This window comes from Streptomyces sp. CoH27, from assembly GCF_020181035.1.
Lineage (GTDB): Bacteria > Actinomycetota > Actinomycetes > Streptomycetales > Streptomycetaceae > Streptomyces > Streptomyces camelliae.
The window spans coordinates 227668-250839 of sequence record NZ_JAIQYY010000009.1; the positions used below are offsets into that span (position 1 = coordinate 227668).

16 protein-coding genes and 2 pseudogenes are annotated in these 23172 nt (G+C 74.2%); 6 read left to right on the forward strand and 12 right to left on the reverse strand.

Annotated elements, in window-relative coordinates; translation table 11 throughout:
• Positions 1–258: 258 nt before the first annotated feature.
• The 5 genes from LE548_RS16850 to LE548_RS16870 are packed head-to-tail and all read right to left on the reverse strand — an operon-like array spanning position 259 to position 4255.
• The gene (locus LE548_RS16850) at positions 259–1623 is read right to left on the reverse strand and encodes a HAMP domain-containing sensor histidine kinase (RefSeq protein WP_225097666.1); all 1365 of its coding nucleotides are present in this window, start codon (positions 1621–1623) and stop codon (positions 259–261) included.
• Positions 1620–2282 (reverse strand): response regulator transcription factor, encoded by a 663-nt coding sequence (locus tag LE548_RS16855; protein WP_225097667.1) that lies wholly within the window; start codon positions 2280–2282, stop codon positions 1620–1622. The genes LE548_RS16850 and LE548_RS16855 overlap by 4 nt, the downstream gene beginning before the upstream one ends.
• A complete protein-coding gene (locus LE548_RS16860) occupies positions 2236–2988 on the reverse strand; it encodes a phosphatase PAP2 family protein (RefSeq protein ID WP_225097668.1) in 753 nt (250 codons plus the stop codon). Before LE548_RS16860 ends, LE548_RS16855 begins: the two co-directional genes overlap by 47 nt.
• Positions 2985–3596, reverse strand: coding sequence for a phosphatase PAP2 family protein (locus LE548_RS16865; RefSeq protein WP_225097669.1), 612 nt, complete (start codon positions 3594–3596; stop codon positions 2985–2987). Before LE548_RS16865 ends, LE548_RS16860 begins: the two co-directional genes overlap by 4 nt.
• Positions 3593–4255 (reverse strand): DedA family protein, encoded by a 663-nt coding sequence (locus tag LE548_RS16870; protein WP_225097670.1) that lies wholly within the window; start codon positions 4253–4255, stop codon positions 3593–3595. The genes LE548_RS16865 and LE548_RS16870 overlap by 4 nt, the downstream gene beginning before the upstream one ends.
• 236 nt (positions 4256–4491) lie before the next feature.
• Between LE548_RS16870 and efeU the strand changes: the two genes are divergently transcribed.
• From efeU to LE548_RS16885, 3 genes are all read left to right on the forward strand, one after another.
• Positions 4492–6522: an iron uptake transporter permease EfeU gene (gene efeU / locus LE548_RS16875; RefSeq protein ID WP_225097671.1), complete on the forward strand. Its 2031-nt coding sequence runs from the start codon at positions 4492–4494 to the stop codon at positions 6520–6522.
• 62 nt (positions 6523–6584) lie between these two features.
• The gene (gene efeB / locus LE548_RS16880; RefSeq protein WP_225097672.1) at positions 6585–7856 is read left to right on the forward strand and encodes an iron uptake transporter deferrochelatase/peroxidase subunit; all 1272 of its coding nucleotides are present in this window, start codon (positions 6585–6587) and stop codon (positions 7854–7856) included.
• Positions 7857–8019: 163 nt separating this feature from the next.
• Positions 8020–9171 carry a HoxN/HupN/NixA family nickel/cobalt transporter gene (locus LE548_RS16885; protein WP_225097673.1) on the forward strand — a complete coding sequence of 384 codons (1152 nt, stop codon included), beginning with the start codon at positions 8020–8022 and terminating at the stop codon, positions 9169–9171.
• 84 nt (positions 9172–9255) lie between these two features.
• Here LE548_RS16885 and LE548_RS16890 read toward each other — a convergent pair whose 3' ends face one another.
• A complete protein-coding gene (locus LE548_RS16890) occupies positions 9256–9462 on the reverse strand; it encodes a hypothetical protein (RefSeq protein WP_225097674.1) in 207 nt (68 codons plus the stop codon).
• A 154-nt stretch (positions 9463–9616) separates the two neighbouring features.
• On the opposite strand from LE548_RS16890, the gene LE548_RS16895 reads away from it, so the two are divergent.
• Positions 9617–11479 (forward strand): glycoside hydrolase family 15 protein, encoded by a 1863-nt coding sequence (locus LE548_RS16895; protein ID WP_225097675.1) that lies wholly within the window; start codon positions 9617–9619, stop codon positions 11477–11479.
• A gap of 130 nt (positions 11480–11609) precedes the next feature.
• On the opposite strand, the gene LE548_RS16900 is transcribed toward LE548_RS16895, so the two are convergent.
• The 6 genes and pseudogenes from LE548_RS16900 to LE548_RS16925 all read right to left on the reverse strand — a co-directional run bounded on the left by LE548_RS16900 (position 11610) and on the right by LE548_RS16925 (position 21325).
• Positions 11610–12086, reverse strand: coding sequence for a hypothetical protein (locus tag LE548_RS16900; protein WP_225097676.1), 477 nt, complete (start codon positions 12084–12086; stop codon positions 11610–11612).
• Between the two features lie 406 nt (positions 12087–12492).
• Positions 12493–15117: a SpoIIE family protein phosphatase/ATP-binding protein gene (locus LE548_RS16905; protein WP_225097785.1), complete on the reverse strand. Its 2625-nt coding sequence runs from the start codon at positions 15115–15117 to the stop codon at positions 12493–12495.
• A gap of 195 nt (positions 15118–15312) precedes the next feature.
• Positions 15313–17847 carry a SpoIIE family protein phosphatase gene (locus tag LE548_RS16910; RefSeq protein WP_225097677.1) on the reverse strand — a complete coding sequence of 845 codons (2535 nt, stop codon included), beginning with the start codon at positions 17845–17847 and terminating at the stop codon, positions 15313–15315.
• 1201 nt (positions 17848–19048) lie between these two features.
• Positions 19049–19741, reverse strand: a pseudogene (locus LE548_RS16915) (2-phosphosulfolactate phosphatase); the annotation flags it as partial.
• Between the two features lie 11 nt (positions 19742–19752).
• Positions 19753–20009, reverse strand: a pseudogene (locus LE548_RS16920) (hypothetical protein).
• Between the two features lie 92 nt (positions 20010–20101).
• A complete protein-coding gene (locus LE548_RS16925; protein ID WP_225097678.1) occupies positions 20102–21325 on the reverse strand; it encodes a hypothetical protein in 1224 nt (407 codons plus the stop codon).
• Positions 21326–21779: 454 nt separating this feature from the next.
• Here LE548_RS16925 and LE548_RS16930 point away from each other — a divergent pair, with 454 nt between their 5' ends.
• Both LE548_RS16930 and LE548_RS16935 read left to right on the forward strand, forming a co-directional pair.
• Positions 21780–22160, forward strand: coding sequence for a PadR family transcriptional regulator (locus tag LE548_RS16930; protein WP_225097786.1), 381 nt, complete (start codon positions 21780–21782; stop codon positions 22158–22160).
• The gene (locus LE548_RS16935; protein ID WP_225097679.1) at positions 22157–23158 is read left to right on the forward strand and encodes a hypothetical protein; all 1002 of its coding nucleotides are present in this window, start codon (positions 22157–22159) and stop codon (positions 23156–23158) included. The genes LE548_RS16930 and LE548_RS16935 overlap by 4 nt, the downstream gene beginning before the upstream one ends.
• Positions 23159–23172 lie beyond the last annotated feature (14 nt).

Sequence of the window (23172 nt, forward strand, 5' to 3'; positions counted from 1 at the left end):
CCGCTGGGACCGCGTGACCGCCGTCTCGACCGCGGCACTGTCCACCGTCGTAGGTACGGCGATCTCCGCTACGCCGGCCGGCTCGTCACAGACGGCACTCCGCGGCCCCATCCGGCTCCGGGCCAGGCGGGAGATCGCCGACCGCGTCGCGCGTCACCGCCCCTCGCGGATCGCACCGCTTGACCCGCCACGAACCAGTGATCCGCAAGGACGTCACCGAGCCACGAGCCACGAGCCATCCGGCCGAGCCGGCCGCGCTCACCCCGCAGGCAGGGTCACCACGAACCGCGCCCCCGGCCCGTGCCCCGGGTCGTAGGACACCTCACCCCCTGCTGACCTGGCCAGACGCCGGGCGAGCGGCAGGCCGAGGCCCGCGCTGGCGTGCCCGTCGCCGGGGTCGGCCCGCTTGCCGGGCTGGAAGAGCAGCGCCGTGAACGCCGTGGGCACGCCCGGGCCGTCGTCCGTGACCTCGATGCGCACGAGGCCCTCCTCGCGGCTCGCGCTCAGTGTGACCGTCGTACGGGCGTAGCGCACCGCGTTGGCCAGCAGCGGACTGACGATCCGTTCGAGGAGGGCCGGCTGGACCCCTGCCGTCAGCGGCCCCGGGGCGGCCGCCCGCACCGAAGGGGAGGCGTCCGACTGCGCGGCCAGCCGGTGCAGTACGGCCGGCACGTCGGCCGTGCCGGGAGCCGTGGGCATTCCCTCGCGGGCCTCGTCCAGCAGCGTGTCGCAGATGGTGCGCATCGACTGCGCGGCCTCGGCCACGACATCGAGGGAGGCCTTCGTGTCGGCGGCGGAGCGCGGGCGGGCGTGCCACCAGTCCAGTTCGGCGACGATCCGGCTGAGCGGGGTGCGCAGTTCGTGGGACAGCTCGCCGGTCAGCTGCCGTTCATGCCGCAGCACCGCCCGGATGCGGTCCAGCAGGGAGTCCAACGAGACGCCCAGCGCAGCGAGTTCGGCCGGCCGGCCGCCGCCCGTGAAACGCTCCTCGGAGCCGACGGCGCTCCACTGCGTCGCCTGGTCCGTCATGGTCCGCACCGGCCGCAGCGCCCGCCCCACCGCCAGCCGGGTCAGCGCATAGGTGCAGGCGAGCATCACCGCGTCCAGCGCGAACGAGCCCAGCAGCAGCGTCCGGGCCGAGTTGCGGTACGGCGCGAGGTCCAGCGCCGTGACCACGGTGGCCCGCGCCGCGCCGCCGGGCACCGGCTCGGCGCACAGCCGTACCGTGTCGGCACCGTGCGTCGTGCGGCACGCGCGCGTGCCCCGGGCGGCCAGGGCAGCGGCGGCGCGGGTGAGTTCACCGGCCCCGGACGGGGGCCGCTCCAGCAGTCGGCCGCCGGCATAGATCCAGGCGTTGGTGTCCAGAAGCCGGTCGCCCGAGGTCTCCAGGACCCGCACCCGGCCGTGCCGGGTGTCGACGGTCGTGGCCACGGCCGCCGCGCGGGTGCGCAGTTCGTCGTCCGCCTCCCGCTGCAGGCGGTGGCGGACCACGGTGTTGAACACCACGGTGAGGATCACCATCAGCAGCGCCGCCGTGGTCAGCGCGACCAGGGAGAGCCGCCCGCGCAGGGTGCGCGGCGCGAGCCGGGCGGACAACGAGCGGACCGGGGAAGGGAGACTCATGTCAGGCGGTGGCCGATTCCGCGTGCCGTGGCGATGGTCAGCTCGCTGCCGGCCGCGCGCAGTTTGCGGCGCAGCCGGGTCAGATACTGGTCCAGCGTGTTGTCGCTGACCTGAGCCCCCTCCGGCCAGCCCGCGCGGAGCAGTTCGCGGCGGCGCACCAGCTCCCCGCCCGCCGCGCCGAGTGCGGCCAGCAGCCGGAACTCCGTCGGGGTGAGGTCGATGCGCCGGCCGTGCACGGTGGCGCTGTGCCGCACGGCGTCGAGCGTCAGGCCGTCCGCGCCGCCGGCGGGCGGCGGCGCGGCCCGGCGCAGGGCGGCCCGCAGCCGGGCGGCCAGCTCGGCGAGGTGGAACGGCTTGGGCAGATAGTCGTCGCCGCCGGCCGAGAAGCCCGACAGGCGGTCGGTCAGCCCGCGCCGCGCGGTCAGGAAGACGACCGGGGCGAGGAATCCGCCCGCGCGCATCGCCTGGCAGACGTCGCGGCCGTCGGCGTCGGGCAGGCCGACGTCCAGCACGACGGCGGACACGTCCGGCGTCGCCAGCCGCAGCGCGGTGGCGCCGTCGGCGGCCGTGAGCGTGTCGAACTCCTCGTCGTGCAGACCACGGCGCAGCACGTCACGCAGGGCGTGATCGTCCTCGACGATGAGGATCCTGGGGCGCATCACTCTCCACCGGCGCATCGGCCGGATCGCTCGGGTCGGACGTGCCCGGCTGCGGGGCACGCGGGACGAAGCCCGCGGGCAGCCACCGGGCCGCCGCGCGGACGGACAGGGCGAGCCAGCCGGCGGCGAACAACCAGCCGCCGACGACGTCGGTGAACCAGTGCACGCCGAGGTAGACCCGGGTCAGCCCGACCCCGGCGCCCCATACGGCGACCAGCAGACACAGTGCGGTGCGGCTCCGCCCGGCGCGCAGGCCCAGGGCCAGGATCAGCAGCCCCGCCGTCACCGCGCTCGTCGTGGTGTGTCCGGAGGGGAACGACCAGCCGGAGGCCTGCGTCTGCCAGTCGTACTGCGGCGGCCGGGCCCGCGCGACCAGGTCCATCACGCCGTAGCGCACCGCCTGGCCCGCGGCGAGGCAGGCCACGGCGAGAGCTGCGGCGACCAGTCGCTGCGGTGCGGTGCGCCCCGCGATCAGCCCGGCCAGCACTGCCAGGACGTACGGCACGACACCGGTGCCCGTCGCGGTCAGCCCGCGGGCGAGGGCCACCGCCACCGGCGGGCGGTGTCCCACGGACCAGGACAACAAGTCCAGGTCCGGGAAGAGGGGGCCCTGGTCGCTGATCACCAGCGCGGCCAGCACCGTGAACGCCAGCCAGGCGCCCAGGGCCACGGTGACCGCCGGCTCCGCCAGGTTGCGGGGCCTCATGCCGGGTCCGACACCAGCAGCGGGCGCAGCCGGGTCCCCGACAGCCGCTCCGGCAGGTCCGCCGGCAGCCGCTTCAGGGCGGTCATCGCGAGGAACGCCACCGCCGCGCCGAGCGCCGCGCCCACGGCGACGTCGTGCGGGTAGTGCACCCCGACCCATACCCGGGACGCCGCCATGGCGCCCGCGCACAGGGCCGCCACCACGCCGAGCCGCCGGGAGACGAAGAACAGGGCGGTCGCCGCCGCGAAGGCGATCGCGGCGTGATTGCTCGGGAACGACCAGTCGCCGCGTGCGGGACACGCCTCCAGGGTGCGCAAGGCCAGGTGGCGGCACGGCCGGTCCTCGGCCACCAGCGGCTTCACCACGCTGGTCACCGCGTAGGCCAGCACCACCGCCACCGGCACGGCGAGTGCCGTCACGGCCGCGGTCGCGCCGTCCCGCCGGGCCCGCCACCAGCCGGCGAGCATGAGCAGGGCGAAGACCGCGAGTCCGTACGCCGACCACACCGCGATCACGCCGTCCAGCCAGCCGGGGGCGCGGTGGGCGAGGTCCACGATGTCCGTGTAGAGCGGGCCGTCGACCGACGCGCCCGTCAGGGCGAGGTTCATCCGCGCACCTCCTTGGCGGCCCGGCGGGAGCGCAGCAGCTCGGCGGCGAGCGGGAGCAGGGAGACGACGACGATCAGCGCGATCATCGGCAGCAGGTACGTGTCGATGCTCGGGATCGTGGAGCCGAGCGCGTATCCGGCGAGAGTGAGGCCGAGGCTCCACACGAGCCCGCCGATCGTCTGCCAGACGGTGAAGGTCCGGGCCGGGACCCCGAGGGCGCCCGCCATCGGGTTCAGCACCGTGCGCACCACCGGGACGAAGCGGGCCAGCACGATCGCCTTGGCGTGGCCGTAGCGCTCCAGCAGTTCCTCGGCGCGCCGGGCGCCCTCGCGCAGCTTCGCCGACCGGGTGCGGGCCAGCAGCGCGCCGCCCGCCTTGCGGCCGATGAGGAACCCGCACTGCGAGCCGGCCAGCGCGCCGACGGCGGCCGCGACCAGCAGCGGGCCGAGCGACAGATGCAGCCCGCGGTCGGCGGAGCCCGTGCACAGCAGGCCCGCGGTGAACAGCAGCGAGTCTCCGGGCAGGAAGAACCCGATCAGCAGGCCGGTCTCGGCGAAGAGCACCACGCCGACGCCGAGCACGCCGAAGGCGGCGAGCAGCGAGTGGGCATCGAGCACGTTGACCGCGAGCTGCGATGCCAGGTGTGGGGGAGTGGCCATCGCCGTACGCCCTTCCTTCGGCTTCTTCTTCGGCTTTTTGCGAATGGGTCGCGACTACTACGACTACATATTTGTAGACGGTCGACCGGTCTGTAGACGAATCGAGGGCGCCGATCGTTCCCGGCCTTTACCTGCACATTGCCTTTTCGTGACTGAATGACTACATGGCCATGGTCATGATGGTCCGCGAAGGTAAGGCATGCCTTCGCTAAGTTGGTCTGGGAGGGCCGCAGGTCATGTGGGACGACGCGTTTCCGAGTTTCCTGATCGGATTGAGGGAGGGACTCGAAGCCGGACTCATCGTCTCCATCCTGGTCGCCACCCTGGTCCGGGCCGAGGCGCGCTCACGGCTGCCCCAGGTGTGGACCGGCGTCCTGGCCGCGATCGCGCTGGCCATGAGCTTCGGTGCGGTGCTCACCTTCACCGCAGCCTCCATGCCGCAGACCGCCCAGGAGGCGTTCGGCGGCGTCCTCAGCGTGATCGCCGTCGCGTTCGTCACCGCCATGGTGTTCTGGATGCGCCGCTCGGCGCGCAGCCTGTCCGGTGAGCTGAAGGAGAAGGTGACCGGCGCGCTCGCCATGGGCTCGGGCGTGCTGATCCTCACCTCCTTCCTCGCGGTCGGCCGTGAGGGCCTGGAGACCGCCCTGTTCCTGTGGACCACCGCACGGGCGGCCGGCGAGTCCGCGGGCCCGATGACCGGTGCCGGCATCGGCCTGGTCCTCGCGGCCGGCCTGTGCTGGGGTCTGTACCGCCGGGTCCTGAAGATCAACCTGACGAAGTTCTTCACCGCCACCGGCGCCGTCCTGATCGTCATCGCGGCGGGCGTCCTCGGCTACGGCCTGCGCGACCTCCAGGAGGGCGGCGTACTGCCCGGCAAGACCGCCTACGCGGTCGACCTCGCGAGCAGCGTCGACGCCGGCTCCTGGTATAGCACCCTGGTCCAGGGCGTCTTCAACCTCACCCCGACCATGACCTGGCTCCAGGTGGTCGCCTACGTCGCCTACCTGGCCGTCGTGATGACCCTGTTCGTGCGCGGTGTGCGGGCCACGGCCCCCAAGGCGGCGAAGGAGAGCCCCGAGCGGGAGACCGAGGCCGAGCGGCCCGAGCGGCGCCGGCCGGTCTGGGTGGTACCGGCCGCCGTGGTCGCCGTACCCGCCGTCATCGCCGGACTCGTCGTCGCCTTCGCCCGTCCCAAGCCCGCCGGCGACCAGACCGTCGCCGTCTCCGAGACCGAGTGCGGCAAGGGCTTCACCGCCCCCAAGCCCGGCCGGCAGACCTTCCAGATGCACAACACCGGCGGCAAGACCTCCGAGGTGTACCTGGTCGACCCGTCGACCAACGCGGTCTACGGCGAGATCGAGGGCCTCGCCCCCGGCACCACCCGCGACCTCGTCGCCACCGTCGCCGGCGGCACCTACGCCTGGCGCTGTGTCCCCACCGGCGGCAAGGCCGTCACCTCCGGGTCGGTCACCGTCACCGGCGGCGGCGCGGCCAAGCCGGTCGTCCCCGTCTCCGAGCAGGACCTCGCCACGCCCCTGAAGGCGTACAAGGCGTACGTCGGCCAGGGCCTGGCCACCCTGGTCGGCCAGACCCGCACCCTCGCCGACGACATCAAGGGCAACCACCTCGACAAGGCCCGCACCGACTGGCTCACCGCCCATCTGACCTACTCCTCGCTGGGCGCCGCCTACGGCACCTTCGAGGACTTCGACAAGAAGATCAACGGCCGGGCCGACGGACTGACCGACGGCGTCCAGGACAAGGACTTCACCGGCTTCCACCGCATCGAGTACGGCCTGTGGCACGGCCAGTCGGCCAAGGACCTGACCGGGCCCGCCCAGCAGCTCGTCACCGACGTCGCGGGCCTTCAGAAGGCGTTCCCGAGCCAGGACTTCGACCCGGGCGACCTGCCGCTGCGCGCACACGAGATCCTGGAGAACACCCTCCAGTTCGAGCTCACCGGCGACACCGACGAGGGCAGCGGTACCAACCTCGCGACCGCCGGCGCCAACCTGGACGGCACCCGCGAACTGCTCACCGTCCTCAAGCCGCTGCTCACCAGCCGCGCGCCCAAGCTGCTCCCCACGGTCGACGCGGACATCGCGCGCGTGCAGAAGCTGCTGGACGCCGCCCACGACGGGGACCGCTGGACGGCCGTCGACAAGCTCGCCGCGAACGACCGGCAGCGGCTGAACGGCGCCACCGGCCAGCTGCTGGAGGACCTCGCCCCGATTCCGGACCTGCTGGAGATCCGGAAGTCCGCCTGATGACCGAAGCCCGCCCGACGACGCACCCGCACCCGCACCCGCACCCCGAAGGGAACCCTCCGATGTCCACCGCCGACACGCCGACCTGCCCCGTCGGCCCCGCCCGCCGCTCCTTCGTGCGGACCGCGCTGGGTGCCGGTGCCGCCGGAGCGGTCCTGGCCGGCGGCGGCTTCGCCCTCGGCGAGAGCGGCGGCACCGCGCAGGCGCAGTCCGCCCACCCCGACAGCGCGGCCGAGGTCCCCTTCCACGGCGCCCACCAGGCCGGGATCATCACCCCCGCGCCGGCCGCCGCCACCTTCGTCTCCCTCGACGTCATCGCCGACGACCGCAAGGGCCTCACCGACCTGCTGAAGACGATCACCGAGCGGGCCCGCTTCCTCACCTCCGGCGGGGCCCCGGCCGACCTGGGCGTCGGCGCGCCGCCCTCCGACAACGGCATCCTCGGCCCCGAGGTCCCCTCCGACGGCCTCACCGTCACCGTCGGCGTCGGCGCCTCCCTCTTCGACGACCGCTACGGCCTCGCCAAGGCCAGGCCCGCCCGGCTCACCCCGATGCGGACCTTCCCCAACGACAACCTGAACGCGGCCGAGTGCCATGGCGACCTCTCGCTGCAGATCTGCGCCCAGAGCACGGACACCGTGCTGCACGCGCTGCGCGACATCGCCCGGCACACCCGCGGCGCCATGCAGATCAAGTGGCGCATCGACGGCTTCCAGAACGCGCCACGCCCCACCGGCGCCCAGCGCAACCTGCTCGGCTTCAAGGACGGCATCGCCAACCCGGACGTCACCTCCGCCCGCGAGACGGACAAGCTGATCTGGGTCGGCGACGGCCAGGGCGAGCCCGCCTGGGCCACCGGCGGCAGCTACCAGGTGATCCGGATCATCCGGATGCTGGTGGAGTTCTGGGACCGGGTCTCGCTGAGCGAGCAGGAGAAGATGTTCGGCCGCCGCAAGGACACCGGCGCCCCGCTCGACGGCGCCCAGGAGACCGACATCCCGCAGTACGCCAAGGACCCGCAGGGCAACGCCATCCCGCTGGACGCCCACATACGGCTGGCCAACCCGCGCACCGCGAAGAGCGACAGCTCCCGCATCCTGCGCCGCGGCTACAACTACGACCGGGGCGTGGACAACGTCGGCAACCTCGACATGGGCCTGGTGTTCTGCTGCTACAACCAGGATGTCAAGCGCCAGTTCGAGGCCGTGCAGACCCGGCTGATCGACGAGCCCCTCGTCGACTACATCTCGCCCACGGGCGGCGGCTACTTCTTCGCCCTGCCCGGCGTGAAGGACGCCAAGGACTGGCTGGGCCGGGGCATGCTCTCCGCCTGACCCCCGGTTCCCGGCGTTCCACGGCAGGCCTTTCCCTCCTCATGGGAAAGGCCTGCCGTCGCCTTTACCAACCCCCTGCTGCACATGAATTGCAAGTAGGAGAAGATGGCATGAGGCTGCGCGGTGCGGCCGTACCCGCACGACCGAAGGACAGACCCTCCCGATGACGGCCGCCCCCGGATCCGCTCCGTCCCTCCCCGCCCCGGCCGACGGCAAGCCGTCGCTCTGGCGGCGCGTCCGCGCCTCCATGACGCGACAGGAGTGGACCAGGGTCGGCGGGATGGCCGGATTCGTCCTCGCCCTGCACGTCATCGGCTGGGGCACCCTGGCCGGCATCATCGCGCCGCAGCACTTCAGCGTCGGCAAGGAATCCTTCGGCATCGGCATCGGCGTGACCGCCTACACCCTCGGCATGCGGCACGCCTTCGACGCCGACCACATCGCGGCGATCGACAACACCACCCGCAAGCTCATGGGCGAGGGGCAGCGCCCGCTGTCCGTCGGCTTCTGGTTCTCCCTCGGCCACTCCAGCGTCGTCTTCGGCCTCTCCCTGCTGCTCTCGCTCGGCATGAAGGCCCTGGCCGGCCCGGTCCGCGCCGACAACTCCCACCTCCACCAGGTCACCGGCCTGATCGGTACGACGGTCTCCGGCACCTTCCTCTACCTCATCGCCGGCATCAACCTCGTCATCCTGGCCGGCATCTGGAAGGTGTTCCGCCGGATGCGCTCGGGCCACTACGACGAGGCCGCCCTGGAGCAGCAGCTGAACAACCGCGGCTTCATGAACCGCCTGCTCGGCCGCCTCACCGGCGCAATCCGCAAGCCGTGGCAGATGTACCCGCTGGGCCTGCTGTTCGGCCTCGGCTTCGACACGGCCACCGAGATCGCCCTGCTGGTCCTCGCCGGCTCCGGCGCCGCCTCCGGCCTGCCCTGGTACGCCATCCTGTGCCTGCCGGTCCTGTTCGCCGCGGGCATGTCGCTGCTGGACACCATCGACGGCTCGTTCATGAACTTCGCCTACGAGTGGGCGTTCTCCAAGCCGGTCCGCAAGGTCTACTACAACCTCACCATCACGGGCCTGTCCGTGGCCGTCGCCCTGATCATCGGCACGGTCGAGCTGCTGGGCCTCCTCGCCGACCGGCTGGACCTGCACGGCGCGTTCTGGGACTGGATCTCGGGCCTCGACCTCAACACCGTCGGCTTCGTCATCGTCGGCCTCTTCTTCGCCACCTGGGCCGTCGCCCTGCTGGTGTGGAAGGCGGGCCGCATCGAGGAGAAGTGGACGGCGGGTCTGGCGGAACAGCCGACGGACTGACTGCCGGACCGGGGCGCGCCAGGGGGCGCGGTGCTGTGCTCCGCACACGGCCCGCGCCCCTTGTCTCCGGCTTCCCCGGACGCCCTACGGCAGCAGCCTCTCGACCGCTGTCGGGCCCTCCTTCTCCATCTTGCGGCGGGCCCAGTCGAGGTTCTTCGGGGTGACGTCCCTGCCCGCCGCCATCACATAGTCCTCCGGGGTGATGTCCCGGGCCGGAGCGGTGTGGAGCAGGGCGTCCGGGGTGCAGTGGTCGTCGGGCGACCGGGACGCGTCGGGTGTGGATGTCGACATGATGCCTCCTCCTCGGTCCGGATGACCGCATCCGTGCCGGTGCCCCCGAACGGGGCACACTCTCACCATTCACCGCGGCGCCTTCCCACGCCACCGGAGAGCACTCGCTCCTAAGCTGGAAAGCAGCTCGCTCACGCTCACCGGGAGGCCGCGGATGGCCGAGACCCCGTTCGCCGAGGGATTCCGCCCCGGCCCGCGCTATCTGCCGATCGCCGAGCACGGACTCATCGGCGACCTGCGCAGCGTGGCCCTGGTCGGCACCAACGGCACGATCGACTGGTACTGCTGCTCGTCCTTCGACGCGCCCAGCGTCTTCGCGGCCGTCCTCGACGCCGAGCGCGGCGGCTGCTTCGAGCTGGCCGCCACGGTACCCGCGCGCACCAAGCAGTTCTACTTCCCCGACACCAACGTCCTGATCACCCGCTTCTTCACCGAGGACGGCGTCGGCGAGGTGCAGGACTTCATGCCGGTGACCTCGGACAGCGCGGCCGGCGGGGCCGGGACCGGCGAGGCAGGCCGGCACCGGCTGATCCGGCGCGTGGTCTGCGTCCGCGGCGCCGTCCCGTTCCGGGCGCTCATCGCGCCGCGCTTCGGCTACGGCGCCGTCCCGCACACGCTCAGCACGGCGGCCGACGGCACCGTGCTGTTCGAGTCCGCCGAGCTGTCCCTGGCGCTGACCTCGACAGTCACGCTGGAGTGCGACGCCCGGGACGCCCGCGCCGACTTCAAGCTCGCCGAGGGCGAGACCGCCGTGTTCGCCCTCGACCAGGTCGGCGCGGAGATCGCCCCCCGCGGCTGCGCCCACGCCGAGGCCGAGCACCAGTTCAACGCCACGGTCGCCTACTGGCGGCGCTGGCTGCACCAGTCCCGCTACCGGGGCCGCTGGCGCGAGATGGTGCACCGCTCGGCCCTCACCCTGAAGCTGCTCACCTACGCCCCCACCGGAGCCATCGTCGCCGCCCCCACCACCAGCCTGCCCGAGCAGCTCGGCGGCGAGCGCAATTGGGACTACCGGTACGTGTGGGTACGCGACGCCGCCTTCGCCGTCTACGCGCTGCTCAGGCTCGGCTTCAGCGGCGAGGCCGAGGCGTTCATGCGCTTCCTCACCACCCACGTCAGCCCCTGCGACAGCGCCGACGGCACCCCACCGCTGCAGATCATGTACGGCATCGACGGCCGCACCGACCTGCCCGAGCGCATCCTTCCGCATCTGGAGGGCTATCTGGGCTCCGCCCCGGTCCGGGTCGGCAACGCCGCCGCCGACCAGCTCCAGCTGGACATCTACGGCGCCCTGATCGACTCGATCTACCTCTACGACAAATGGGCCCAGCCGATCTCCAGCGCTCAGTGGGACGACGTGTGCCAGGTGGTCGACTGGGTGTGCGCGCACTGGGACCAGCCCGACGAGGGCGTGTGGGAGACCCGCGGCGGCCGCCGGAACTTCACGTACTCGCGGCTGATGTGCTGGGTCGCCATCGAGAGGGCCATCCGGCTCGCCAACCGGCGCGGTCTGCCCGCCGACCTGCCCCGATGGCGGCAGGCCCGCGACACGATCTACCGGCGGATCATGGACCGCGGCTGGTCCGATCGGCGCGGCGCCTTCGTGCAGTACGAGGGCAGCGACGTCCTCGACGCCTCGCTGCTGATGATGCCGCTCGGCAAGTTCGTCGCCCCGACCGACCCCAAGTGGCTGTCCACCCTGGACGCCCTCGGCGAGGACCTGGTCTCCGACTCCCTCGTCTACCGCTACGACCCGCAGGCCAGCCCCGACGGGCTGCGCGGCGACGAGGGCACCTTCTCCATCTGCTCCTTCTGGTACGTCGAGGCCCTGGTCCGGGCCGGCCGGCTCGACGAGGCCCGGCTGGCGTTCGAGAAGATGCTCACCTACGCCAACCATCTCGGCCTGTACGCCGAGGAGATCGGCCGCACCGGCGAGCAACAGGGCAACTTCCCGCAGGCGTTCACGCACCTGGCCCTGATCAGCGCCGCCTTCAACCTAGACCGCGCCCTCGGCTGAGGACCAGGGCAACGGCCCTTCGGGCTCAGGTGAACCGGGAGCCGGTGACGGCCCGGCGGAGCCGACCCGCGCCCGGTCACCGCGCAGCCGGCTGCCCCTGACGGCCACCGCGAACGCCGCGAACTCCGCGTCACCGTCCGCCGGTCCCGCGCCGTCCCCCCGGATCCGGCTCCGGGCCGGCCGCCGTGATCGTCTCGGCGATCTCCGCCTCCGGCCGGTCGTCCGCCGGACCCCACCCGACCCCGCCGTCCGCGCCCGCGCGCAGCCGCTCGCCCCAGGGCGCCACCACCGACTGGTGCAGCAGGGCGACGCTGTCCGCCGTGAGCGCGGGCGGGCCGGTCCAGCAGCTCGCGTGCGCGTGCAGCACCTGCCCGGGCGCGCGCTCGAAGGGCGTGCCGATGATCTCCGGGCCGCCGTCGTGCGCCGCCGGCCCGTCCAGGTCGGACGCCACGACCACCGTGTCCGTGCGGTCCGGGGCGAACGGCTCGGCCGGCAGGCCCGGCGCCTCGGCCGCGGCGAGTCCCGGTCGGGCAGCAGCGACACCGAGCGCGGCCGCACCTCGGCCGCCGCCGGCAGGGCGCCCAGCCGCAGCAGGCCGCGCAGCCACTGGTCCGGGGTGTCCTGCAGCCAGGCGTACCGGCCGTTCGTCCCGGCGTCGAAGCCGTACGGCGACAGCGTGCCGAGGACGGTGCCGGAGCTCACGTACTGCCGGCCGCGCAGCTCGGACGGGCCGGGCGAGGGCGCCCGTTCGGCGTCGGCCGCCCGTGCGAGCCCCCGGTTCGGCCGGTCGCGTGCGGGCCGCCACTGCGCTTCTTCGGGGTCGGACAGCAGCGCGTGCTGACGCCGGGCCGGCTCCGGATCGCCCGCCAGGACCGCGTTGAACACCAGCAGACAGCGGTCCGGCCGGTCCGCCGACGTCCTTTCGTACCGGGAGAGTTCGGTGACCGCCTCGCGGTGGCGTCCCTCGTGCTCGTACGCCGGCACCAGCTCCGGCAGCGCCACCGGCGATGCGTCTACGGCAGCGGCTGCTCCGCCCAGATGACCTTGCCCTGAGGGGTGTAGCGGGTGCCCCAGCGGTCGGCGAGCTGCGCGACCAGGAACAGACCCCGGCCGCCCTCGTCGGTGCTCGCCGCGTACCGCAGATGCGGCGAGGTCGTGCTGGCGTCGGAGACCTCGCAGATCAGCGTGCGGTCGCGCAGCAGCCGTACCCCGATCGGGCCACGCCCGTAGCGGATGGCGTTGGTGACCAGCTCGCTCAGGATCAGCTCCGTCGTGAAGTCCAGTTCCTCCAGCCCCCATGCGGCCAGCTGCGCGGTCACCGAGGACCGCACCTGCGACACCGCCGCCGGGTCGGACGGCACCTGCCACTGGGCTACCCGGTCGGTGTCCAGCACCCGGGTGCGGGCGACGATCAGCGCGACGTCGTCGCTCGGCCGGGCCGGCAGCCGCTCCAGCACCGTACGGCAGGTCTCCTCCGGAGAGGCGCCCGGCGTCCGGCGCAGGGAGTCCCCCAGCAGCTCCAGGCCCTCGTCGATGTCCCGGTCGCGGTCCTCCACCAGCCCGTCGGTGTACAGCACCAGCCGGCTGCCCTCGGCCAGCTCCAGCTCGGCCGTCTCGAACGGCAGCCCGCCCAGACCCAGCGGCGGTCCCGCCGGCACGTCCGGGAACTCCACGCTGCCGTCGGGATGCACCAGCGCGGGCGGGGGATGCCCGGCCCGGGCCAGGGTGCAGCGCCGCGCCACCGGGTCGTAGACCGCGTACAGACAGGTCGCGCCGGTGATCGCCGCCGTGCCGTCGGCGGAGGTCTCGTCCTGGTCGATCCGGCCCACCAACTCGTCCAGCAGACTGAGGAGTTCATCGGGCGGCAGATCGAGCGCGGAGAAGTTGTGCACCGCCGTGCGCAGCCGGCCCATGGTGGCCGCCGCGTGCAGTCCGTGCCCCACCACGTCCCCCACCACCAGCGCCACCCGGGCCCCGGACAGCGGCAGCACGTCGAACCAGTCGCCGCCCACCCCGGCCTGGGCCGGCAGATAGCGATAGGCGATCTCCAGCGCGCCCTGCTCGGGCAGCGTGCGCGGCAGCAGACTGCGCTGCAGGGCCACCGCCATACTGTGCTCGCGGGTGTACCGGCGGGCGTTGTCGATGGACACCGCCGCCCGCGCGACCAGCTCCTCGGCGAGCGCCAGCTCCTCGGAGTCGAACGGCTCCGGCTTCTCCGAACGCCAGAAGTTCGCCACCCCCAGCACCAGACTGCCCGCCCGGAGCGGCACGGTGATCATCGAGTGGATGCCGTACTCCAGCACCTGGTCGGTGCGCTCCAGGTCCTGCGCCCGCCAGCCGGGCGCGTCCCGAAGGACGGGCACCACGACCGACTGACCGGTGGTCAGACTGCGTGCCTGCGGCGAGGTGGCCACGAACCGGATCCGCTCGCCGACCGGGTACAGCGGGGCTTCCTTGCGTACCCCGGCGCCCGCCGTGCGGCGCAGCGCGGTGCCGGGCCGCGGCTCCTCACCCTGCAGCACCGCGTCGAAGAGGTCCACCGTCGCGAAGTCCGCGAACCGGGGCACCGCCAGCTCGGCCAGCTCCTGCGCCGTGCGGGTCACGTCCAGGCTGGTGCCGATGCCCACCCCGGCGTCGTACAGCATGTTCAGCCGCTCGCGCGTCACCTCCGCCCGCCCGGACAGCGCCCGCAGCTCGGTGGAGTCGCGCAGCGTGGTCACGCTGCCGACCGGGCCGCCGCGCAGATCGGTGGGGCGCTGGTTGATCGCCAGCAGCCGGTCCTTGACCAGGTGCACCTCGTCCGTCGCCACCCGCCCCGAGGCCAGCAGCGCCGCCGTCTCGTCGTCCAGGCCCAGCTCCAGCACGCTGCGCCGCTCGGCGTCCTCGGGCAGGTCCAGCAGCCGGTGCGCCTCGTCGTTGGCGAGCAGCAGCCGGCCGCCGTCGCCGACGATCAGCACGCCCTCGCGGACCGAGTGCAGCACCGCGTCATGGTGCTCGTACATCCGGGTCATCTCGTACGGCCCGAGACCGCGGGTCTGGCGCAGCAGCCGTCTGCTGACCAGGGCCGTGCCGCCGGTGGCCAGCGCGAGCGCCACCGCTGCCGCTGCGAGCAGCAGGGGCAGCTGCTGGGCGGCGGCCCCGCCCACGTGCGCCGTGGTGATCCCGGCCGACACCAGGCCGACCACCTTGCCGGAGGTGTCCTTCACCGGCACCACGACCTGCACCAGCGGGCCTATCGTGCCGTTGACGTGCTCGGTGACGATGCCCCCGGCCACCGCCGGCCCGATCGTGCCGACGAACTTCTTGCCGATGCGGTCCGGCTTGGGGTGGGTGTAGCGGATGCCGTCGGTGTTCATCACGACGACGAAGTCCACGCCGGTCGCCTTGCGGACCGCCTCGGCCTTCGGCTGCAGGACGGCCGTCGGATCCGGGGCGCGCAACCCGGCCACCGTGCCCGGCGCGTTGGCGAACGTCTCGGCGACGGCGAGCGAACGGTTCTGCGCCTCGGTGTCGCTGTCGCGCCGCACCTGGAGCACCTGCGCCACCACGGCCGCGACCACCAGCAGCAGCACGATCACGACCTGGAGCAGGAAGACCTGCCCGGCGACACTGCGTCCGGTCACCGCCGACCGCAGCATGCCCGGCCGGTCACCGTCCACGCCCGAGGCGTCCCCTGCCGGGCCCTTCGGTGCGTGCGGGCGCCCGAACGCTCGGGGCGGCCGGGTCGCGGACCGGCCGGACAGTCGCACCATGTGCCCATGTCTACACTGCCCAGCCCGCTCAGGCGAGACCGTGACCACCGGTGATCCGCCGCCCGGGTCCGCGCGATCCGGTCACCGGCGCGGCCGGGCAGCCGAACGGCGGGCGGCGAGCAGCAGCGCCACGTCGTCGGGCCGGTCCATGGCACGCCGGGCGGTGGCGGTCAGCCGGTCCGCGACCCCGGCCAGCGAACGCCCGCCACGCCGCCCGGCGGCGGCCCCGGCCCGGCCGAGCGCCAGCCGCAGCGCGGCGATGCCGTCGTCGATGTCGGCACCCGGCCGCTCCACCAGCCCGTCCGTGTACAGGGCGAGGATCGCGTCCGGCTCCAGCACCAGCTCGGCCACCGGGTACCGGGCGAGCGGATCCACGCCGAGGACGACCCCGCCGGGGATGTCCAGCAGCCGGGTACGGCCGTCGGGGCAGCGCAGCAACGGCGGAGGATGGCCCGCCCGCGCGACCAGGGCCCGGCCGGTGGCCGGGTCCAGCCGCAGATAGCAGCAGCTGGCGAACTGGCCGGGGTCGAGGTCGATCAGCAGCCGGTTGGTGCCGCTCAGCACCTCGTCCGGCGGCCGGTCGCCCAGCGCGAACGCCCGCACCGCGCTGCGCAGCTGGCCCATGGTGGCGGCCGCCTGCACCCCGTGCCCCTGCACATCACCGATCACCAGCGCGATCCCGTCACCGGCCTCGACCACGTCGTACCAGTCGCCGCCGACGTCCATGCCCTGCGTGCCCGGCAGATACCGGCCCGCGGTCTCCACCCGGGGGTGCGTCGACAACCGGTGCGGCAGCAGCGCCTGCTGCAGGCCCCGGGCGAGGGCGGCCTCGTTGTCGTAGCGCTGCGCCCGCTCCATGGCGTGCGCGATCAGCCCGGCGAGCGCGGTGAGGACCGTACGTTCCTCGGTGCTGAAGCTGCGCCGGCAATCGAAGCCGAGGATGCACGAGCCGACGGGCCGGCCGGAGGCGATCATCGGCAGGAACGCCCGCGCGCCCTCCTCGGCGTCCAGCGGCATGCCCGGATACGCGGCCGCCATCTGCTGCATCGACTCGAAGAACAGCGGCCGGCCCGTGGTCAGGCACTCCACACCGGGCAGACGCGCGTCCAGCCCGGTCCCCTCGAACGGGGCCAGGAACCCCTGCGGGAAGCCACTCTCCCAGGCCAGGTACAGATGCCGGTCCTGGAGCACGTAAATGGCGAGGCACCCGCCGCCGAACGCCGGCAGCAGCTCCTGCACGACCACCGCCGACACCTGTCGTGCGGTCACCGCGTCCGTCAGCGCGATGGCCAGGGCGATCGGCCGGTACGCCGGCGCCATCGACGGACCGGCCGCGTCGCCGGCGAGGTACGTCTCGGCGACCGGCCCGGTCGGCGTGACCGGCGTGACCGGCCCGACCGGCGCGTCCATGCGGCTGGCCGGGACGAGTGTGCAGGTCAGCAGGTCCGCGCCGGGATGCACGGACACGGCGAGCCAGTCCCCCTCACCGGGCTGCTCACGGTCCGCTCCGGCCGGGCGTCTGGCGTGGAAGTGCACCGGTTCCGGGGCCAGCAGCGCGCCGCGCAGATGGTCGTCGTACGGCGGCCCGGTCAGCCACGGCATCGCCTCCCACACCGGGCGCCCGAGCAGCCGCCCCCGTTCCTGGCCCGTGAGGCGGGCCGCGGCCTCGTTGGCGTACACGACCAGCCCCAGCCGGTCGAGGCAGAACACCCCCTGCGGCAGCAGATCGGCCGCGCCGTCGGCGAAGGCGCCCGGTCCGGGGTCGACCACCACCCCGCCGACCGGCTCCGCCGCCGCGTTCTCCGGGGCCGGCCACAGGTCCAGCAGCCGGAGCGTGCCGTCCCCCGCCCGCAGGCTCAGCGGCGCCCCCGGCGGCTTCCCGCCGGCGGTCTCGCGCAGCGCGGCCAGGATGCGGTCCGCGTCAGCCGGGGCGACGGCGGCCGCGAGGGCCTCGTCCGTCCCCGCGAACTCGCCGGGGCGCAAGCCCAGAAGGGCGTGCAACCGGTCGTCCGCGCGCACCGCGCAGGTCACCGGATCCCAGCTGAACCGCCCCACCACGGCCTGTGCCGACCGGCTCGCGGGCGGCCGCACACTCAGCGGCTCGGCGTCCCAGACGACCGCCTCCGGGTTCCCGGCGGCCAGCGCGAGCAGCTCGGCGCCGAGGCCCTCGGCGAGCCGGGCGAGGAGCTCCTGGTCCAGCGGCTCGTCCGTGTCGTCCGCGATCGCGGGGCGCAGCACCGTGAGCACACCGAGCGGCTCGCTGCCGCCCGGCACCGGCACGTGCACCGACCCGAACGGGAAGGGCAGGCCCGCCGCGAACTGGGGGTAGCGGCGCATCGTCTCGGCGGCGTCGGCCAGCACCACCCGCACGCCGAGACGGTAGGCGTCGGCGACGGGGAAGGGACGGCCCACGTGCAGCCGCCACCAGGGACGGAACAGCGGGCCGGGCAGCCCGGCGACCACCGCCAGCCGCAGCAGACCCGGCGTGCCCGAGCGCAGATACACGCCCGCCACCCGGCCGCCCGCCGCGCCGACCGCGCCGGTCGAGACGTCGGCAAGCAGCGCGGCCAGCCTGGCCCGCGTACGGACCAACTGCTCGCCGCCGCTCCCAGCCATCGGCCCTACCTCGTCCCGTGCGCCCTCCGGGTGGCTGACACAGCAAGAATGCGCCACGAGGAGCACGGAATGCACCTGGGCAAGGGGGGAGAACGCGGGCCGCCCCGCCATCGGGTCGATGCCACTCACATGGCCCGGCCGGGGGCGTCCTGGGCGGCGGGTCCGACAGGAGGCTCCTCCTGACGGAGTGCGATGCCGCGGCCGTACGCGAGGGGGCGCTGCCCCGGTGGCACCCTCCGACCGGAGCCTGGGTGACCACCCGCTCTTCGCCCCCCTGACCCGTCCGGCCGGACCGCCCCCGCCCCGGATACCCGAAGCGCCGCATCCCGAGGGCTCGTACGAGGGCCCGGACGGGGACCGGTACGGGGCCCGGACGCTGCTCCCCAGGCGGTCTTGTACAAGGGTCCCCACACGGTCTCGTACGAGGGCTCGTACGGCGTTTCGTACGAGGCTCCCCACGTGGTCTCCCAGCCGGGGGAGGCGTCCCGCCCGGTCGAGGACTGGCATGCGGCCGATGACTTCCATGGGGCCGCGGGTTCCCGTCCCGTCGCGGCTCGGCGTGCGGCGGAGGCGTCCCGGCCGGAGGCCTCCCGGGCGACCGCGGTCTCCCACCCGGCGCTGCTGGTCCTGCTGCGCGGAGCGGCCCACGCCCCGCGCTTCTGGGCCGGACCGTCCCAGGGGGGCCTCGCGGCCACCGCTGACGCCTCGGGTCTGTGTGTCCTGCCGGCCCTCGCCCCGCCCGCCCGCGCGGCGCAAGGTCCGGCACGGCACGGCGACTGCCGCGCTCGGTGTCATCGCGGTACGTGCCGCCGGGCAGCTCCTCGGCGGGCGACGCTTCCTGCCTGCCTGGCCCCGCTGTGGGACAGAACCGCCTGGCCCGCCCCGGCTCGCTGCCACGGCGGCAGCGGCGGGCGCGCTCGGGGCGCTTGCGGTCCTGCCCACGGGCCTACCTGACGGGCCGCGCCCACCGTGAGGACACGGGCTGACCCGTGCGTCGGCGGTTCACCGACGGCGCGGCGCGGGTCGCGTCCCGGAGTCAGTCCGCCGGGCGGCCCGGCTCCGCGCCGCCGGGCTCCGCGCCTGCGGGGTGCACGTCTGCGGGCTCGGTCCCTGCCGGGTCCGCGCTCGCGGGGTGCGTCGGGCGGGCGTCTGCCGGGCGGTCCGGCTCCGTGCCGCTGCCCGGCTCCGTGCTGGCGGAATACACCGGGCGCAGCACCAGGTGGCCGTCCATGCGGGCGGCCGCCATGGCGAACGGGAAGGTGTCCGCCTCCAGGCACATCGACACGTCCTCGGGGTGGACACCGGCCCAGCCGCGCCGCGCGCCGTCGGCCAGCCTGGCCGCGGCGTCGGAGCGCCGGGCCCGGTCGACATAAGGGCCCGGATCCGTGTCGCCGGTGCGGATCCGGTCGGCGATGTACTGCGCGCAGGCGAGATCCTCCTCGGCCCGCCCGCCGTCCCCGGTGACCACGAAGGTCACTGTGCGGGGCCGGGCCCGCCGCAGCAGCTCGGCGGTCGCACCGGCCACCACGAAGCTCGCGCACAGCAGCAGCCCGGCGTCCGCCACGGCGAGCGCCCCCGCCGTCCCCGCGGTCGTCTTCTGCACGACCGTACGGCCCCGCACGTCCAGCGCGCGCAGCCGGGCGGGCGAGTTGGCCAGGTCGAAGCCCGGCACCGGCGCTCCGTCCTGGAAGGCCAGCCAGCCGGGGTGACGCGCCTTCAGCTCCAGGGCCTCCTCCTGCGTACCGGCGAACACGATCCGCTCGGCGCCGCGCCGGAACGCCCAGGCGGCCACGGTGAACGCGCGCATGACGTCGACGACCACGGCCACGCGCGGAGCGATGGGCGTACCGGGGATCCCGGTGAACTCAGGCTGCACCGCTCCATGATGCGCCATCCGGCGGCCGTTCAGGGTTCGGCCGGCGGCGACGGCCGGGCGGCGCGCAGGCTGCGCAGCGCGAGCAGCAGCACGCCGATGTCGTCCAGATGGACAGGGTCCGGCAGCAGATCGGTGGGGAGCGGCAGGTAGGCGACCGCGCCCCAGAACACCCGGCGCGGGCCCGTCGGCAGCCCGGCCCGCCGCAGCGACTTCCGGGCCGCACCAGCCGTACCAGCAGGACGGGCGCGACGGCGAGCGGCGCCGCCGCGACGACGGCGCCGATCACCAACAAGGTGGCCGTGGTGTCCCTACCGCCTCCTTCCGGGCTTCCTGCGTCCGCCGGCCGGCAGCAGGGCTACGGCATCGCCCGGCGGTGGGTCAGGACGTCCGGTCCGTGGCGTCGGCCGGGGCCGGGCCGTCGCCCTCGGCCGGCGTGTCCCGCGTGCCGCCCGGCGTGGCGTCCGCCGGGCCCTGTGGGCCGGGGGTCTGCTGCCGCTGGCCCCTGGCCGGGAACCTCAGCCGTTCGAAGGTCCGGGTCAGCTGCTGGAGCGCGCCCGGCGTCCGGGATGCGGGCCGCTGCTCGGGCAGGGCCGGCGGCGGGACGTCGCGGTAGGCGGCCAGGGCGGCGAGGGCCTGCTCGGCCGCGTCCTTGTACAGGTCCCGGGACTTCGTCATCGCCTCCAGCGCCTCGGCGTAGCGGGCGACCAGCCGGCGTTCGCGCTCCAGTTCCTCCCGGAGGGTCATCAGGGTCCAGTTCTCGCGCAGGTCGTTCAGCGCCTCCTCGGCCTCCTGCGGCAGGGGCCGGGGCTGGGCGGCGAAATGCCGCAGCACGGCGAAGAGTCCGGCCGGCTCGGATCCGTCCAGGAAGACGCTGCGCACCTGGTGCTCACGGCTGTCGTAGCCCTCCGGCGCCGGGTGCGGCGGCAGCACCACGGCGCCGCCGCGCGGCACCTCGACGCCGAGGTCCTTGAGCGCGTAGTTGACCGCGCGGAACTGCTGCGGGGCGGCCCGGTGCTCCACCACGCGGTGCCGCAGGCCGGGCGGGAGCAGCCGGGCCAGCGGCAGCCGGCCCGCCTCGTCCGGGGTCATCGCCTCGTGCACGACGACGTTGACGCACCAGCCCTCGCGGGCCGCGTCGCGCAGCCGGCGGCGCATCTCCCGGTCGTCCTCGGGCAGCGCGTTGACCTGCCGCAGGCGCAGGCCGGTGACCGTGGCGTGGTGGTCCCAGGCGCCGTCGTCGCCCTCGCCGGTCCCGCGCTCGGGCCAGAACAGGGTCGCGGGCGAGGGCCAGGTCTCGTCCCAGGGGTGCTCGGCCTCCGCGACGAGCCGCCACTCGTGTCCCTGCGGCCGCCCCGTGTGCGGTACGAGGGTGAGCCGGGCCCGCACGGTCACCGTGCCGGCCGCCCGCCAGCGCGCCTCGAAGATCCGCTCGGTCGCGTCCTCGGGCAGCGGAGGTTCGGCGAAGTCGTCGATGTCCCCGCTTTCCCGGTGCCGGCGCAGGGTGCGGCGCACGACCTCCTCGGGAGCGGGACCGGTGTGGCGGCCGCGGACGGCCCAGAGAGTCTGCGGGTAGGAGGCGCGGTCGGTGGCGGAGTTCGACATGGGCCAATCTGCTGATGGGGGCGGGTGAGCTTCCCAGTATCGCCGCTCGGCGGGAAAGCATGTCGTCCGGGGCCGGGGGTGGCGCGTCGCGACGGGTGCGCGCCCCGCGCACGGGGTGTGCGCCGTCCGCGCAGGGTGCGCGGAGAACGCGTCCGGTGACTGCTGTGCGCACGTGGCCGGACCGTTCTCCGGTGCCCACAATGGTCCGGCGAACGGGGTCCGCCCGTCCATCCGCTCAGGGGTGGACCCCGTTCCCACGGCACGCGCGCGTGGACGCGCGGCACACCTTTCCCCTGGACACGCGCGCGTGATTCCCCCTGGACACGCGCGGCCCGGTTTTCCAGGCGCGGCACATGTCCGACGGCACGCGCGTGTGGCCGCCGTTCGCCGGAAGGCGCACCCTCTCGATATATATCGGCTCTCGATATATCCTGGCTGCATGACAGCGAAGAGCATGACGCGGGCGGCGTTCTTCGTCCTCACGGCCCTCGCCGACCAGCCGCGGCACGGCTACGGCATCCTGCGCGAGGTCGAGGAACTGTCCGGCGGGGACGTCCAGTTGCGGGTCGGCACGCTGTACGGCGTGCTGGACCGGCTCACCGCGGACGGCCTGATCGTGCTGGACCGGGAGGAGGTCCAGCAGGGCCGGCTGCGGCGCTACTACCGGCTGACCGACGAGGGGGTGGCCGCCCTGGAGGCGGAGGCCGAGCGGATGGCCGCCGGTGCCGGGGCCGCCCGCCGGCGCATCGCCGAGGGCCGTGCGGGCACGCCTCTCCACGGCCCGGCCGGCCTCGAACCCCCGACCGCACCTGGACTCGCGGGAGGACTCGCATGACCACGCTGCTGGAAGCCCGCTACCGCACGGTGCTGCGCCTGCTCCCCGCCTACTACCGGCGCGAACGGGAGGAGGAGATGGTCGAGACGTACCTGTGGGGAGTCGACCGCGACACCCAGGACCAGAGCCGGCCCACGGCCGGCGAGGTGGCGAGCATCGCCGCCCTGGCGGTGCGCTGCCGCCTCGGCGCCGCCGGCGCGCCCCGGCGCTACGCCGTGCTCGGTTCGGGCGTCCGGCTCGTCGCCCTGTCCGCCGTGCTCCTGCTCGCGGCCTCCGCCGTCGTCGAGCCGGTGCTGCGGCTGACCTGGACCTTCACCCGGGGCAGCGCCGAACGGCGCTTGTTCCTCTCGGACTTCACCGGCCACGGGATCGTCACCGACACGGCAGTCGTCGCCCAGTGGATCCTGCCGCTCGGCTGGACGGTCGCCTACTTCGCCCTCCTGCACGACCGTCGCCGACTCGCCCGGACCGGCGCCCTGGTGGCGGCGCTGCCCAGCCTGTGGCCGCTGATCGGCTCGCTGACGGGCGCGACGATCCTCACGGAACCGGCGTTCGTCGCCATGCTGGCGCTCCTCGTCTGGCTGCCGGCGCTCGCCTTGTGCGCCGCCCACCACCGCGATGCGCCCCCGGCCCGGCTCCCCGCCGGCACCCCCGGCCTGGTCTTCATGACGGCCTGTGTCCTGACGGGAGCGTCCCTCGTGCTGCTGCCCGCCGCGACGGACCTGGTGTGGGCCCCGGCCAACTGCTTCGTCGTCGGCGCCCTCGGCTGGCTGGTGTGGACCGTCCGCCGCCCGGACCGCGGCGCCCCCGGCGGCGGCCTCGCGCTCGCCGTGCTCGGCCTGCTGCTCCTGGCCGTACGTGTCGCCGCTCTCTACCCCTGGCTCGGCGTGCCCGTCCCCGCCGGCTACTGGAACAGCAGCCTCGGCCAGACGAGCGCCCTCGCCCTGCTGACCGTGGCGCTGGCGGTCGCCGGCCGCCGGGAACTGGCGGCACGCTGACGCGGCGCATGTCA